This window comes from Paenibacillus sp. FSL W7-1088, from assembly GCF_037969855.1.
Taxonomy (GTDB): domain Bacteria; phylum Bacillota; class Bacilli; order Paenibacillales; family Paenibacillaceae; genus Paenibacillus.
Map to the genome: position 1 here is coordinate 325,546 of NZ_CP150216.1, position 14,883 is coordinate 340,428.

Here is a 14,883-nt window from a genome sequence, read left to right on the forward strand (position 1 = left end):
AGACAAACAGTCTCCCACGGCGGGAAAGAACTGAGCCAGACACCGAAATGAAGATCCAAGACAAGAAGGCCAGAGTCTTCAAGGGAACGTTGCGCCGCCTACTCCGCTATTTGCGTCCATATCGAATACAACTGTTTATCGTGTTCATAGCTGCAATTGCCAGTACTGTATTCAGCATTTACAGCCCAAAAGTGATAGGCAATGCCACAACCGAGCTGTTCGAGGGTGCTTATGGTAAATTGATGGGTGTACCGGAAGCCGCCATAGATTTCGGATATATCAATGATATTTTGCTCTTACTGGGTTGTCTATACCTGCTCAGCGCAGTGTTCAGTTATGTTCAGCAGTACATTATGGCAGATGTAGCCCAAAAGATTGTTCTCGATATGCGTGAACAGATCAATAGCAAATTGGAGCGGCTGCCGTTGAAGTATTTTGACACTCAAACCCACGGAGAGACGCTAAGTCGTGCGATTAACGATGTTGATAATATTAGCACTACGCTGCAGCAGAGCTTAATGCAACTTATTACGTCTGTAATTACCATTATCGGCGTTATTATCATGATGTTGAGCATTAGTCCGTGGCTTACACTGATTACCATCGCTACGTTGCCGCTCAGTTTGATCTTTATTATGGCGATCAGTAAGTGGTCGCAGACTTATTATGTTATCCAGCAAAAGTCGCTTGGTGAATTAAACGGTCATGTTGAAGAGATGTACACGGGGCACCGTATTATTAAAGCCTTTGGGCGCGAGGAACAATCGCTTCGAGAATTCAATGATATTAACGACAAATTGTACGATTCCGTTTGGCGTGCCCAATTCATATCAGGAATTATAATGCCGCTGATGACATTTGTCGGCAATATTGGTTATGTGCTGATTTGTGTGGTTGGCGGTATTTTTGTTACACAAAAAGCAATAAATATCGGTGATATCCTAGCATTTATCCAATATACTCGCCATTTCATCTCTCCGATTACACAAACAGCAAATATCGCGAACATTATCCAGTCCACTATTGCCTCGGCTGAACGTGTATTTGAACTGTTGGATGAAGATGAGGAAGTCCTGGATACGGTTGCTACAGCCAAGAAAACGGGCGAAATGAACCCCGAATCGAAGGCTGTTATAACTGACAAAGAAGGCGGAGTAGAGTTCCGTCATGTGAAATTCGGATATATTGAGGATGTCATTCTCATTGAGGATATGAATATTAAAGTCAGCCCAGGGCAGACGATTGCGATTGTAGGACCAACTGGTGCAGGCAAGACGACAATGATCAATCTGCTCATGCGCTTTTATGAGCTGAACGGTGGCGAAATTGTTATTGACGGCGTCAATATTGCCGAAATGAAGCGCAGTGATTTGCGCAGCAAATTCAGTATGGTGCTACAGGATACGTGGCTCTTCAATGGAACGATCCGTGATAATATTGCTTACGGCCGTACAGGGGCGACTGAAAGCGAAATTTTGCGGGCTGCCAAAGTGGCCCATGCCGACCACTTTATTCGTACGTTACCACTGGGTTATGATACGGTGCTGAATGAAGAGGCATCCAATATCTCAGAAGGACAGAAGCAGCTTCTGACCATTGCCCGGGCGTTCCTGGCTGACCCGTCAATTCTAATTCTTGATGAGGCTACCAGTAGCGTAGACACGCGAACTGAGGTGCAGATTCAGAAAGGGATAAATACGCTGATGCATGGCAGAACGAGCTTTGTTATCGCCCATCGCTTGTCAACCATCCGCGATGCGGACCTCATTCTGGTCATGAATCAAGGCAGTGTCATCGAGAAAGGAACCCACGAAGAGCTGATGGCGAAAGACGGTTTCTACGCTGATCTTTACAATAGTCAGTTTTCGGAACAAGGGGTGGTTGAAGTTGTGTAAGGTATTCACTGTGCCATAGTCCTGCATGGTGTGCACCTCTTGAATAAAAGGCTAAAATGAATAACAATGTATATAACCGTGAGCTGCCATCTGCGCGGAAGAATTATCTAGATTTTGCTCACACAATTGGTGGGGAAATAACGGATTGATCTATCTGAAGCTTGATCTTGTATCGCAAAGACCTCTAAGAACAGAGTCATGCATTAACTAATGTTTGAGGTCAAGAAGAACAATGTTGTGGGGCAAATAAGCTATACGAACCTGACCCACAATATGGGTATACCCATACCCACCTCCCACAGGGCTAATATACTAAAGTGTCTAAAGACGTATCGTGGGAGGGAAGCGGTGTGAGAAGTGATCTTTTGGCTGTAGTACGAATAAGCATCCCGGATACTTTAGAATTGATCGGCAGGAGCTTCCGGAGGTGGACTTGGTATGTGATATCAATGAGCCGATTCCATTGCCGGATGATTCGGTGGAATTTGTGATGACTAGCCGCTCGCTGCCCCTATGTAGAGGGTATAATGAAGGTGCTGGCTGATCTGTACTGGATGTGTACGCATAAAGTAGTGATGTGCATTCTTGCTCCTTACGCTAATCATTACAATCATATTGTTAATCCTCATTTCAAACAAAAATTCGATGAATCCAGCCCCGTATACTGGGCTCCCCATTTTTATGAACCTACGTTAGGGCCAAGTTGCCCAAGCCTTCTTCTTATGCACAATATCGAGCCCACGTTTGATTTTCGTCTATTACGGATGGAGCTACAGTACCAGCCTCCCTTTGTGCCTCCCTTGTATGAACTGGAGGAGCTTGAGATGCTTCAGCGCATCCAGCCGAATGTAGTGGATGAGATCCTTTATTATGTGGTTGCCGTGGAGCAGCCGATCTCGGAGCGGGAATTGGAATGGATGAGCAGGCAGACCTATCCGCTTCCATCTGTGCTTCGTCCCCCGATAACCATCGGGAATTGAAGGACCACTCGGATAATTCTCCATGGACAGACATGGATCGGTAATTGCAGCATGGGTTAGGGTTGAGGACCGAGTTCCGCAACAAGGGACAATACATTCGGCTAAAAGGCGGGGGAATATCGCTGGCTGCAAGAGCATTGATCGTCAGTAATCCAAGCGAAGGATTGGTGTCAATGATGATGTAGTCGTAGTTCTCCTTCATCGGTTGCGGATCAAAATCGACGAGAAGAACTTTTTTCCCTTCATTAGATAAGGCGTAAGCCAGGTTGTAGGCGGTGGTCGTTTGCCTGTGCCGCCTTTCTGATTGGCAATGGTGATGACAGTTGTTTTGGACATAACATGTACCCTCCCGGGAGCATTCTCGCTCCGCTAATTTGGTCAATGGTAGGGAGCGGGCTGATTCTGCTTTAGTTCTTTCCGGGTTCTTCCTAACGTCTAAAAGAGGCTTCTTTTTCGGTGATCGCAGGGAAGTCTGACTAGCTCTGAATTCAACGAAAAAAACCTGCGAAAAACCTTGTTCTACAAGGCTTTTCGCAGGTTTTATATTCCTCTTCTTGGACTTAACTTCTGCTCATGTCGCAATAGCCTGTGCGACTCAAAATCGAGTGGGAAACCATGGAGGTTCGAGTCCTCTCGCCGGTACCATAATATATAAGTATGAGTTCATTAGATGTTACTTCTAATGAACTTTTTTATTTTCTTTCGTTTATACATTAGCTGGTAAACCTTCGGACTGTGCTCCAAATGAGGATAAACAAGGGCTGTGGTTGTGAAATGACTATGTCCAGGTTACACTTTTGAGCCTAACTCATCCTTACACCATTAGCTAACAGCAATTAGGTTGGAGTACATTAGGACAACAATAAAAACTATTTTCGATTTTTTAAAACGCTTACAAAAATATCTTGCCTAATTCACCAGCCTGTAATACTATATCAATTAAGCGCTTAACCTTAGGGGTAAGGCGCTTAAACTTAACACAGATTAAGCGCTTAACCCGTAAGGGGAAGGGAGATAGTCAATACATGAAAACAATTAGACTAACGATGGCTCAGGCACTGCTCCGATACTTGGATCAGCAATATATTTCCGTTGATGGAGTGGAAACCAAGTTTGTGAAAGGTGTCATTGGCATTTTTGGACACGGCAACGTAACAGGTATGGGAGAAGCACTGGAGCGTAGCCCAGGAAGCCTGACGTATATGCAGGGTAAAAATGAACAAGGCATGGTACATACGGCAGCAGCCTATGCCAAGCAGAAGAACCGTAGACAGATTTATGCCTGCACAACGTCGATCGGACCAGGAGCACTGAACATGATTACCGCAGCGGCAACCGCAACGGTCAATCGGATACCCGTTTTACTGCTTCCGGGTGATAACTTTGCCACGCGTGAGCCAGATCCCGTGTTGCAACAACTGGAGGTAAGCGGCGATTATACGATTTCAGCTACTGACCCGTTCAAAGCGGTCAGCAAATACTGGGATCGCATCGTACGTCCCGAACAGCTGATGATTGCCGCCACGCAGGCGATGCGCGTGCTGACGGACCCGGCGGAGACGGGCGCGGTAACGCTGGCGCTGCCGCAGGATGTGCAGGCAGAGGCGTACGATTACCCTGAATCGTTCTTCGCCCGCAAGGTGCATTACCTGGACCGTCGTCCTCCGGTCCAGGCAGCAATTGAACGGGCAGCGCAGCAGATTGCCCGTGGCAGGAAGCCGCTGATCGTAGCAGGCGGCGGCGTGTTGTATGCGGAGGCATCCACACAGCTGGCTGAATTCGCCGAGGCATTTGGCATTCCGGTTGCCGAGACGCAGGCTGGCAAGAGTGCCTTGGCGTGGGACCACCCACTTAATGTGGGAGCCATCGGCGTAACCGGCTCGCTGGCTGCCAACAGGCTTGCCAGGGAAGCGGATGTGGTAATCGGCGTCGGCACCCGGTTCTCTGATTTTACGACGGCGTCTCGTTCCGCTTTTCAGCATCCCGAAGCGGCTTTCATCAATATAAACCTGAACGGCATGGATGCCGCCAAACTGGGTGGGGAAGCGATTCTGGCGGATGCACGGGAAGGTCTGCAAGCTTTACAAACGGCGTTACAGGGACGGCAGTACCACAGTGGATACGGAACATCCGAGATCGCCGACCTGCGGGATGAGTGGAACGCCGAGGTAGATCGACTCTATGGACTGCAGCATGAGGCAGGACTGGCACAGACGACCGCGGTCGGTGTTATTAATCGGACCATTGACCCTTCTTCCGTCATTGTTTGTGCGGCGGGAAGTTTGCCTGGAGACTTGCACCGTCTATGGCGCGCGTCTGCACCGAAAACATACCACATGGAGTACGGCTTCTCCTGTATGGGTTATGAGGTGAGCGGAGCATTCGGAGCAGCTCTTGCCGAACCGGATCGTGAAGTGTATGCCATGGTGGGTGACGGTAGTTACCTGATGCTGCATTCTGAACTGGTGACGAGCTTACAGGAACAGAAGAAGATGACCATTTTACTATTCAACAACAATGGATTTCAATGTATTCATAATTTGCAACGGGAGCACGGAAGTGACGGGTTCGGCAATGAGTTTCGTTATCGAGAATCGGAGAGCGGACGACTGACCGGGGATTACATGCCTATGGATTTTGCAGCCCATGCCCGCAGCCTTGGAGCCAAAGCCTATAAGGCAGAGACGACGGAACAATTGGAGCAGGCGATCAGAGATGCCCGGAATGAAACCGTGACTACACTGATCGAAATTCCAGTCATACCCGGAACCAATGCAGGTGGGTATGAGTCCTGGTGGAATGTAGGCGTGCCAGAAGTATCCAACGAGGAAAAGGTGGTAACGGCTCACCACGCCATGCAGGCAAACCGTGCCAAAGTTAGACTCGTTTAATAGACCTTTTTGCATAAATTCAAAGAGTGTCTTTCACATCTGCATGATTCAGAGGGGAATGCTTCACGCGTATATATGTTGTATGAATCAGGGTGCTTCTTCCTCTAAATATTTTCACCCAGCAAAGAGTTACATCGAATGATGCAAAAATGTTGAACCACAAAAGGAGACGTGGAGCCATGAACAAGCTGCCATTTCAGCTCGGGATTCATCCGATCAACTGGGTCGGAGAGGATGTAAAGGAGCATGGTGATGCAACAACATGTGAACAGATTCTGGATGACATTCAGCGACTTGGTCTGACAGGTACGGAGATGGGACGCAAATATCCCACGGATCCAGACACATTGCGGGAGGAGCTGGGCAAGCGCAACATCCGCCTCGTTTCCCAGTGGAAATCGGTATTGTTCTCCGACCCGGCATATCGTCAGTCTGAACTGGACAGCTATCGCAGACACGCGGAGTTTCTGCAATCGATGGGCAGCAAGGTGATTAGCACAGCGGAAGTAGGCGGTTCCCTGCATTTCGATCCAAGGCGGACACCGCATGAAAAAGAAGTACTGAGACTCCGTGAATCAGAATGGCACATCCTTGCTGAGGGGCTGAACGAAGCAGGTGCCATCGCCCGTGAGCACGGGTTGAAGCTGACGTACCATCATCATGGTGGTACCGTTGTTGAGCAGCCGGATGAGATCGATAAATTGATGGAACTGACTGACCCATCTCTTGTTTATTTGCTCTATGACACAGGTCATGCTTACTATGGCGGAGCCGACCCGTTAGCTCTCCTACGCAAGCATTATGATCGGATTGCCTATATTCATCTGAAGGATATTCGTCCTCAAGTGCTGGAGGAAGCACGGGCGGAACAGTCTGATTTTGTAGGCTGTATTCGTAAAGGGGTTTTTACGGTTCCCGGAGATGGTTGTATTGATTTTGCACCGATTCTGCAGGAGTTGGTCACACGGGGGTATGATGGCTGGGCGATGCTTGAAGGGGAACAGGACCCTGCGATTCATAATCCGTATGAGTATGCGCGGCGATCGTTGCAATATATGGAGACCTTATACCAGCACAGCTGATAAAGCCATGGCCATCGGGAGAGAGCCATACCATGAGGTAAACCGGATTATGAGTGTGAGTTTGATGAATGTATCATTCCAAATCCCATTACAGAAAGGGGTTCAAATACAATGACTTACGTATCCTTTCCTGATTCCAGGAAGATGGATTTCACCGCGATTGGCCGTCTGTGCATCGACTTGAATGCCAATGAGATCAATCGCCCGATGGAAGAGACGATGACCTTTACGAAATATGTGGGCGGATCTCCGGCTAATATCACGATTGGCATGTCCAGGCTTGGTATGGAAACGGCATTTATCGGCAAAATCGCGAATGACCAGATGGGCAGGTTCATCAACAGTTATCTGGAGCGGAACGGGATCGATACGTCAAATGTGGTAACGGACGATACCGGAGCGGTGACAGGACTTGCTTTTACCGAGATCAAAAGTCCAACTGATTGCAGCATCCTAATGTACCGTGACCATGTGGCTGATCTGCTATTGCAGTCGAGAGAGGTTCAGGAACAGCTGATTGCCGACTCCAAAGTTTTGCTCATTTCAGGCACAGCCCTCGCCCAGAGCCCATCGCGTGAAGCGGTATTCCAGGCGCTGGCGTATGCGAAAAAGCATGGCACAATCATTGTGTTTGATCTGGACTATCGTCCTTACACATGGACATCAGCCGAAGAGACGGCGGTCTATTATAACCTCGCAGCCGAGAAATGCGATATCATTCTGGGCACACGTGAAGAGTTCGACATGATGGAGACGTTTGACCATAATCCAGACCATAGCGATCAGGTGACCGCGCAAAAATGGTTTGACTTTTCAGCTAAAATTGTCGTCATCAAACATGGCAAGGAAGGCTCCATTGCCTATACCGGCGAAGGGCTATCTCATCAAGCGGACAGCTACCCTGCGCGTGTGGTGAAGACGTTTGGAGCAGGTGATTCCTATGCGGCGGGATTCCTGTATGGGTTGATGCAGGGATGGACGATTGAACGCAGCATGGCGTTTGGCAGTGCGGCTGCGTGTATCGTTATCTCCAGCCATAGCTGCTCGGATGCGATGCCAACGGTGGAACAAGTGAATGACTATATCGAACGCTGCAATCGGGGCGAAATTACGGTGTCTTGAAGCGTGTTGAAGTACTTGGAGTACATGGAGTACATGGAGTGATTCGACGCAACGCACATATAAGCGAAGGGAGACAGGGCTATGGGAAAAGGAATTTCGGAAGCGTCAGCAACAGCGACAATGGTTCAAAACTGGATCGGGGGTGCCTGGGTGACCCCGGCGGCAACCCGTACGGAGCCGGTCGTAAATCCGGCTACGGAAGAGGTCATTGCACACGTTCCGCTGTCTGAACAGGCGGATGTGGATTTGGCCGTCCAGACGGCACGGGAGGCATTCCCGTCCTGGAGTGGCACACCGGTTCCCCGCCGTGCACGGATTCTGTTCCGCTACCAGCAGCTGCTGGTGGAGCACTGGGAAGAACTCGCACGGCTGGTTACGCTGGAGAACGGTAAAAGCTACGCGGAAGCTTACGGCGAAGTGCAGCGCGGCATTGAATGCGTCGAATTCGCGGCAGGCGCCCCGAACCTGATGATGGGCAAACAGCTGCCCGACATCGCCACGGGGCTGGAGTCAGGCATGTATCGGTACCCGATCGGTGTTATTGGGGGAATAACCCCCTTCAACTTCCCGATGATGGTACCGTGCTGGATGTTCCCGCTGGCGATTGCGTGCGGCAACACCTTTGTCCTGAAGCCGTCGGAGCGCACACCGCTGCTGGCAGGTCGTCTGGCCGAGCTGTTCAAGGAAGCAGGGCTTCCGGACGGCGTGCTCAATATCGTTCACGGTGCGCATGACGTCGTGAATGGCCTGCTTGAACACAAGGATGTTCAAGCGATCTCTTTTGTCGGATCACAGCCTGTGGCTGAATATGTATACACTACCGCATCCGCACATGGCAAACGGGTACAGGCGCTTGCTGGTGCCAAAAATCACTCGATCGTTATGCCGGATGCCGATCTCGAATTGACGGTGAAAGAAATCACCAGTGCGGCCTTCGGCTCAGCCGGAGAACGCTGTATGGCCTGCTCGGTTGTTGTCGCCGTGGGCGATGTTGCTGACACGCTGGTGCAAAAGCTGGTCGAAGCGGCAGATCGCATCACCATTGGTAACGGCATGGATGAAGGGGTATTCCTGGGTCCTGTCATTCGTGGCCCACATAAGGAACGTACACTTAGTTACATTGAATCCGGAGAACAGGAAGGCGCTGCTCTGATCCGGGATGGTCGCAAAGATGAAGCGACAGGCAAGTCCGGTTATTTCGTTGGTCCGACGGTATTTGATGAGGTGCAGAGCACCATGAAGATCTGGAAGGACGAGATTTTTGCACCGGTGCTCTCGGTAGCGAGGGTGGCTACGCTGGAGGAAGCAGTGGAACTGGCCAACCGTTCCGACTTTGCCAACGGAGCTTGCCTGTTCACCCGCAGTGGAGCAAGCATGCGCCAATTCCGTGAAACGATTGATGCAGGCATGCTGGGCATTAACCTGGGCGTACCTGCGCCAATGGCATTTTTCCCTTTTTCCGGCTGGAAGAAATCCTTCTACGGTGATTTGCATGCCAACGGTACAGACGGCGTTGAATTTTATACTCGCAAAAAGATGGTTACTGCCCGCTGGTAGTCACTCAGGGCATACCCAGCCAATGGAAGAACGTTGAGTCCACATGGACACATACAGGGAGGATAACGGAATGGGCAAGGATAAAGTGAGAATTGGCATCATCGGCGCTGGGCGGATTGGTAAAATTCATGCGGACAATCTCCTGCACAACCCGCATGCCGAGATTGTTGGCATCAGTGATTTGTTTGCAGGACCCGAGCTGGAGGCGTGGGCTTCCAGCCGTGGTATTCCGGTGGTAACGACAGATAGCAGCGAGCTGATCGCCATGCCAAATGTAGATGCAGTACTAATCTGTTCCTCAACAGATACGCATGTACCCCTGATTGAACAGGCAGCCCAGGCGGGCAAACACATTTTTTGCGAGAAGCCGGTCAGTATGGATCTTCATCAGACTCAGGCAGCTGTTGCAGCCGTGCAGAAGGCAGGGGTAAAGCTGCAAATTGGATTCAATCGTCGCTTCGACCATAACTTCAAACGGGTACGTGCACATGTGCAGGAGGGAACGATTGGTGATCCGCATATTATCAAAATCACTTCTCGTGACCCGAGTCCGCCGCCAGCGGAGTACATTCGGGTGTCTGGCGGAATCTTCATGGATATGATGATCCATGATTTCGACATGGCCCGGTATCTGTCCGGGAGTGAGGTGGAGGAAGTCTATGCCCAGGGCAATGTGCTGATTCATCCTGTATTTGCCGAACACGGCGATGTGGATACGGCCATTGTGACGATGAGTTTTGAAAATGGAGCAATTGGCGTCATAGATAACAGCCGCCAGGCGGTATATGGATACGATCAGCGAGTCGAGGTATTTGGTTCGTTGGGCAGCGCCGCAGCTGCGAACGATCATCCGAATACGGCAGAGATTAGTACAGCGACCGGATTGATGCGCGACAAGCCGCTGCACTTTTTCCTGGAGCGATACAACGAAGCGTACGTGCAGGAGACAGCTCTTTTCATCGACGCGATTCGGAATGATACACCTGTCATCGTGAACGGGAATGATGCTGTTCAGGCAGAACGCATTGCACTTGCCGCTCGCATGTCCATGGAACAAGGCAGACCTGTGAAGCTGCGGGAAGTCCCGGGGATGTCGGTGGAATCGCAGACGGTTGCCCCGTAGGGCCATTTTCGTAACAAATTCATTTCATCTAATAGACAGTCATCACGATAAAGGATAAATACCGGAAGGAGTGGAAGGAAGCATGTCAGAACGCGTAGTAAAACCTGTGTTGAATCCAAAAGCAGACGGAACGTTGTTGACGGTCACGCCAGAGTCTGCGGGATGGGAATACGTCGGGTTCCAGGTGGTGCAGCTTGCGGAGGGGCAGACTCTAACTCGTGAGAGCGGGGATCAGGAACTCTGTCTTGTGCTTCTCAGCGGTTTGGCGAATGTAAGTACTCGTGAATATACGTGGGAGAATATCGGGAAAAGAATGAGTGTTTTTGAGAAAATTCCTCCGTATTCGATTTACGTATCCAGTTCAGACCGAGTGGAGTTCACCGCTCTTACCGCATTGGAGATTGCCATATGTGCGGCACCAGGTAAAGGCACGTATCCTGCTCGTCTGATTGCCCCGGAAGATGTAGGTGTTGAGACGCGTGGTTACGGCAATCTGGAACGACAGATTCACAACATTTTGCCGGAACAAAAAGAAGCAGACAGTCTGCTCGTCGTTGAGGTGTTCACGCCAGATGGACATTGGTCGAGTTACCCGCCGCATAAACATGACCGGGATGCACTGCCTGATGAGTCGTTACTAGAGGAGACGTACTATTTCCGAGTGCAGCCTGAGCAGGGGTTTGCCATCCAACGAATATACACAGATGATCGAGCTGTAGATGAGACGATTGCAGTGAACAACGGCGAAGTTGTGCTTGTTCCGTGTGGATACCATCCGGTAGGTGCTCCTCCGGGATACGAGGTCTACTATCTGAATGTGATGGCAGGACCAACCCGGACCTGGAAGTTCCATAACGACCCGGACCATGATTGGCTGATGAATAAAAAGTAGTATCGGCTTCAAGTTGCGTATGCGGACTTCCCCCTGCATAATGAGAAGATAACGATTACCTATATATAAGGGAATTTATATATAGCACAAATGGGGAAATAATAACAATGAAAGCAACCATATATGATATCGCACGCGAGGCGGGGGTATCCATTGCAACCGTCTCACAGGTTATTAACGGCAAAGGTAAAATTAGCGAGAAGCGGCGTGCCGAGATTATGGAGATCATGGAGCGGCTTCACTACCAGCCGAGCGCTATTGCTGCTGCACTTACGGGTAAGCAGACATACACGCTCGGGCTGCTCGTGCCCGATATCTCCAATCCGTATTTTGCCGAGCTGGCCAGAGCGGTAGAAGATCGCAGTCGGCAGTTGGGTTATAGCGTCGTGATTTGCAGCACAGACAATAAGGACGAGCGGGTAGAGCGGTATTTGAATCTGCTTCAGCAAAAAAGGGTCGACGGCATGATGATCGGAACAGGTATCGACAATGCCGAGATTCTCTCTCCACTCCTGCAGCAGTCGATACCTGTTGCTCTGATTGCCCGTCATATGCCGTCGTTGTCGGTACATACCGTTGCGATCGATGACAGGCTTGGCGGCGCCTTGGCAGCACAGCATCTGCTTGAATTGGGTCATACTCACGTAGCGGTGCTATCGGAACCGTTCAAAGTCAGCAGCAGTCAGGAACGTGTACGCGGATTTCGTGAAGCATTGGAGAAGGCGGGTTATTCTCTTGAAGGCAATCGGGTGAGAGAGTCGTCTGCCGATCTGGGTTCAGCCAAAAAAGAGGCGCTCGTGCTGCTCACGGAAAAAAATCGTGCCACAGGCATCTTCTGCTGTAACGACATGCAGGCGATTGGTGCGCTTCAGGCTGCCAAAGAGTTAGGCCTGCGTGTGCCTGAAGATGTATCCATCATCGGATTCGATAATACGATTCTGGCTTCGGTAACCAGTCCGCCTCTGACGACGGTTGCCCAACCTATTGAGGATCTGGGGCGTCGTGCCGTTGATCTATTAATTGATGAGCTGAAAAATGAAGAAAATTCACCGCAGAAAATTGTCCTGAAGCCTGAATTGGTCATTAGAGACTCGACAGGGAATGTATCAGCTCAATCTGAGAACACAGTCACGTAATCGGTTACTTCAACGATTCAGGAAAGATCAACACAAAAAAGCATATGAGTATCAACAAACATATACGTCGTCCATACAAAACAAGCCGCGTGCCCCTAAGGGTGAACGCGGCTTGTTTGAGTTAAATCTTGAACTTCTTCACTTCCTCGTACAGCGTATTGGCATGCTGCGCCAGCTCATTGGAACGTTCCGAGATGCTGGTAATGTAATTGAACTGTTCCTGCGTGGAAGAAGCAACCTCTTCCGTGGAAGCCGCGCTCTGCTCCGACATGGCTGCAACACTGGAAATCACTTCGGCAATCTTACCAGAGCTATCATCCAACTCGGTCGTAGCAGAGGATACCAACTGAAGCTGGCTGTCGATGCCGTCAATGGATTGTTTGATTCGGGTAAACGACTCGCGCATCTCATGCACAGCAGCTACCTGCTGCTCAATACCTTGTTCAGCCGAAGTTACTTCACTCACGCTTTGACGACTTGCCGCCTGAATCTCATCCAGCAGGACAATGATATCCTGTGCCGAGTCCGAAGACTGCTCGGCCAGTTTCCGCACTTCTTCGGCAACGACAGCAAAGCCGCGTCCGTGTTCACCTGCTCTGGCTGCTTCAATGGAAGCGTTCAGGGCGAGCAGATTAGTCTGGGAGGCGATGCCCCGAATCATGCCGACAATATCCTCAATTTTCTGCGACTTGTCCGCCAAAAGCGTGATCGACTCACCCACCCGATCAATAGAACTCCAATTGCTGTCCGCAAGTTCCACCTGATGGTCCACGGCTTGCAATCCGGCAAGCATGGCTTCTCCTGCTTCTCGCATCATCGTTACCGATTGTTCAACACTGCGGTTAATGCCGCCAACACTATTACTCATCTCGGACAGTCGACTTGAACCGTCGTAGACCGATTCCGCCTGTTTGCTTGACCCTTGAGCGAGTTCATCTGTGGCGATGGAGATCTGTTCGGCAATACGTTTGGTATTGTCCGTATGCTCTTCCATCTCACCCGAGATGCTTTGCACCCGGTTAGCGGAGGAGGCGACCTGTTTCAGCAGCAAACTGAGTTGAGCGGACATCTGATTGAATGCCGTACCTAACTCCGCGAACTCATCTTTACCTTTGATCTGCACCCGACCGGTAAAGTCACCACTCGACATCAGTCTGGAGGTCGCCCCCAAGCTTTTCAGTGGTGTGATGAATAGTGTTGCAATCCAGTATGCTGCTGCCATAACAACGATTAGCGTAACAGCGATAATCAGAATGTAGTTATTTCGTAGTTCATAGTATTCTGAATAGGCCAATTTTTCGGAAATAACTGAACCGATCACCCAGCCCGTGCTGGGGATTTGATTATAGAACAGCAGATAATTCTCACCATTGTAGTTGAAATTCTTCTCCCCTGACGGGTTTGCCTGCATATCGGCCAGCAGTGGTTTTAATTCAGCATTGTCAGATGCCGAGGTATTCACCTGTTTCTCGTCAGGGTGAGCCAGAAGCAATCCTTTTTTATCGATTAAAAATGTATAACCTAGCCCGTCCAGATTAATTTTTTCCACCGTATCCGTAAGGGTAGAGAGCAGCAAATCTCCTGCCACTACGCCTTGCAGCTGTCCCGTTTTATTCAAGACCGGCATCGCCATGGACACCGCATATTGCTTCGACATCATATCCAGATAGGGATCAGAGAATACCAGTTGATCGGCCTGCTTCGCTTCCTGGTACCAAGGACGCTGACGTGGATCATACCCCGCATCAGGTGTCCAGTCCGAACCATTCATGAAATGACCGTCTTGTTCTGAACCAAAGTAAAGATCTGATAGACTCTCTTTGTTACTGCCCAGCTTCATGATGTCAAAATAATCTTCGTTCAGTTGTCCAGCCGGAACTCCTTCCTGAATCACAAACCCTAGTGTTTCCACAACTTTGGCATTGCTGCTGATCCAGCCATTCAGTTCGTTGGCCGACGAGGACATTAATCCAGTTAACTTGGAATCAACATTACGAGTGGCTTGTTTCTCTGTTTGGTATAAGCCAAGTGTTGCCAGTGGAATCGCCGTAATGAGTACAGCGGCCAGAAACATCATCATTAATTTCGGTTTAAGTTTCATCCAATTCTCCCCCTTCGATGTCCTGCTAGTATAGGCAAAGCCGAAAGCTTATGTAATATATCGACATTTTTTTCAAAAAGATAATATAGATATTTATCAAGTTA

General features: G+C 49.8%; 10 protein-coding genes and 1 pseudogene. 9 read left to right on the forward strand and 2 right to left on the reverse strand.

The annotated features are described in order from the left end of the window. The first annotated feature begins 47 nt into the window (after nucleotides 1–47). Nucleotides 48–1,895, forward strand: a complete 1,848-nt coding sequence (locus tag MKY42_RS01530) for an ABC transporter ATP-binding protein (RefSeq protein WP_339852667.1) — start codon at nucleotides 48–50, stop codon at nucleotides 1,893–1,895. Nucleotides 1,896–2,422: 527 nt separating this feature from the next. Beyond that, nucleotides 2,423–2,875, forward strand: coding sequence for a hypothetical protein (locus tag MKY42_RS01535; RefSeq protein WP_339853217.1), 453 nt, complete (start codon nucleotides 2,423–2,425; stop codon nucleotides 2,873–2,875). 118 nt (nucleotides 2,876–2,993) lie between these two features. Here MKY42_RS01535 and MKY42_RS01540 read toward each other — a convergent pair. Beyond that, nucleotides 2,994–3,211 (reverse strand): annotated as a pseudogene (locus MKY42_RS01540) (ParA family protein); the annotation flags it as partial. Between the two features lie 689 nt (nucleotides 3,212–3,900). On the opposite strand from MKY42_RS01540, the gene iolD reads away from it, so the two are divergent. The 7 genes from iolD to MKY42_RS01575 all read left to right on the forward strand — a co-directional run bounded on the left by iolD (nucleotide 3,901) and on the right by MKY42_RS01575 (nucleotide 12,678). Further along, on the forward strand, nucleotides 3,901–5,766 hold the full coding sequence (gene iolD / locus MKY42_RS01545; protein WP_339848174.1) for a 3D-(3,5/4)-trihydroxycyclohexane-1,2-dione acylhydrolase (decyclizing): 1,866 nt from the start codon (nucleotides 3,901–3,903) through the stop codon (nucleotides 5,764–5,766). Nucleotides 5,767–5,945: 179 nt separating this feature from the next. Further along, complete coding sequence (gene iolE / locus MKY42_RS01550; RefSeq protein WP_179262108.1) at nucleotides 5,946–6,848, forward strand: myo-inosose-2 dehydratase; 903 nt, start codon at nucleotides 5,946–5,948, stop codon at nucleotides 6,846–6,848. Between the two features lie 111 nt (nucleotides 6,849–6,959). Continuing rightward, nucleotides 6,960–7,970, forward strand: a complete 1,011-nt coding sequence (gene iolC / locus MKY42_RS01555) for a 5-dehydro-2-deoxygluconokinase (protein WP_064642883.1) — start codon at nucleotides 6,960–6,962, stop codon at nucleotides 7,968–7,970. An 81-nt stretch (nucleotides 7,971–8,051) separates the two neighbouring features. Beyond that, nucleotides 8,052–9,527 carry a CoA-acylating methylmalonate-semialdehyde dehydrogenase gene (locus MKY42_RS01560; protein WP_305729145.1) on the forward strand — a complete coding sequence of 492 codons (1,476 nt, stop codon included), beginning with the start codon at nucleotides 8,052–8,054 and terminating at the stop codon, nucleotides 9,525–9,527. 70 nt (nucleotides 9,528–9,597) lie between these two features. Continuing rightward, nucleotides 9,598–10,650: an inositol 2-dehydrogenase gene (iolG, locus tag MKY42_RS01565; RefSeq protein WP_339848180.1), complete on the forward strand. Its 1,053-nt coding sequence runs from the start codon at nucleotides 9,598–9,600 to the stop codon at nucleotides 10,648–10,650. 82 nt (nucleotides 10,651–10,732) lie between these two features. After that, nucleotides 10,733–11,542 (forward strand): 5-deoxy-glucuronate isomerase, encoded by an 810-nt coding sequence (iolB, locus tag MKY42_RS01570; protein WP_110002482.1) that lies wholly within the window; start codon nucleotides 10,733–10,735, stop codon nucleotides 11,540–11,542. Between the two features lie 107 nt (nucleotides 11,543–11,649). Continuing rightward, nucleotides 11,650–12,678, forward strand: coding sequence for a LacI family DNA-binding transcriptional regulator (locus MKY42_RS01575; RefSeq protein WP_179262104.1), 1,029 nt, complete (start codon nucleotides 11,650–11,652; stop codon nucleotides 12,676–12,678). Nucleotides 12,679–12,799: 121 nt separating this feature from the next. On the opposite strand, the gene MKY42_RS01580 is transcribed toward MKY42_RS01575, so the two are convergent. Further along, a complete protein-coding gene (locus MKY42_RS01580) occupies nucleotides 12,800–14,779 on the reverse strand; it encodes a methyl-accepting chemotaxis protein (protein ID WP_339848183.1) in 1,980 nt (659 codons plus the stop codon). Nucleotides 14,780–14,883 lie beyond the last annotated feature (104 nt).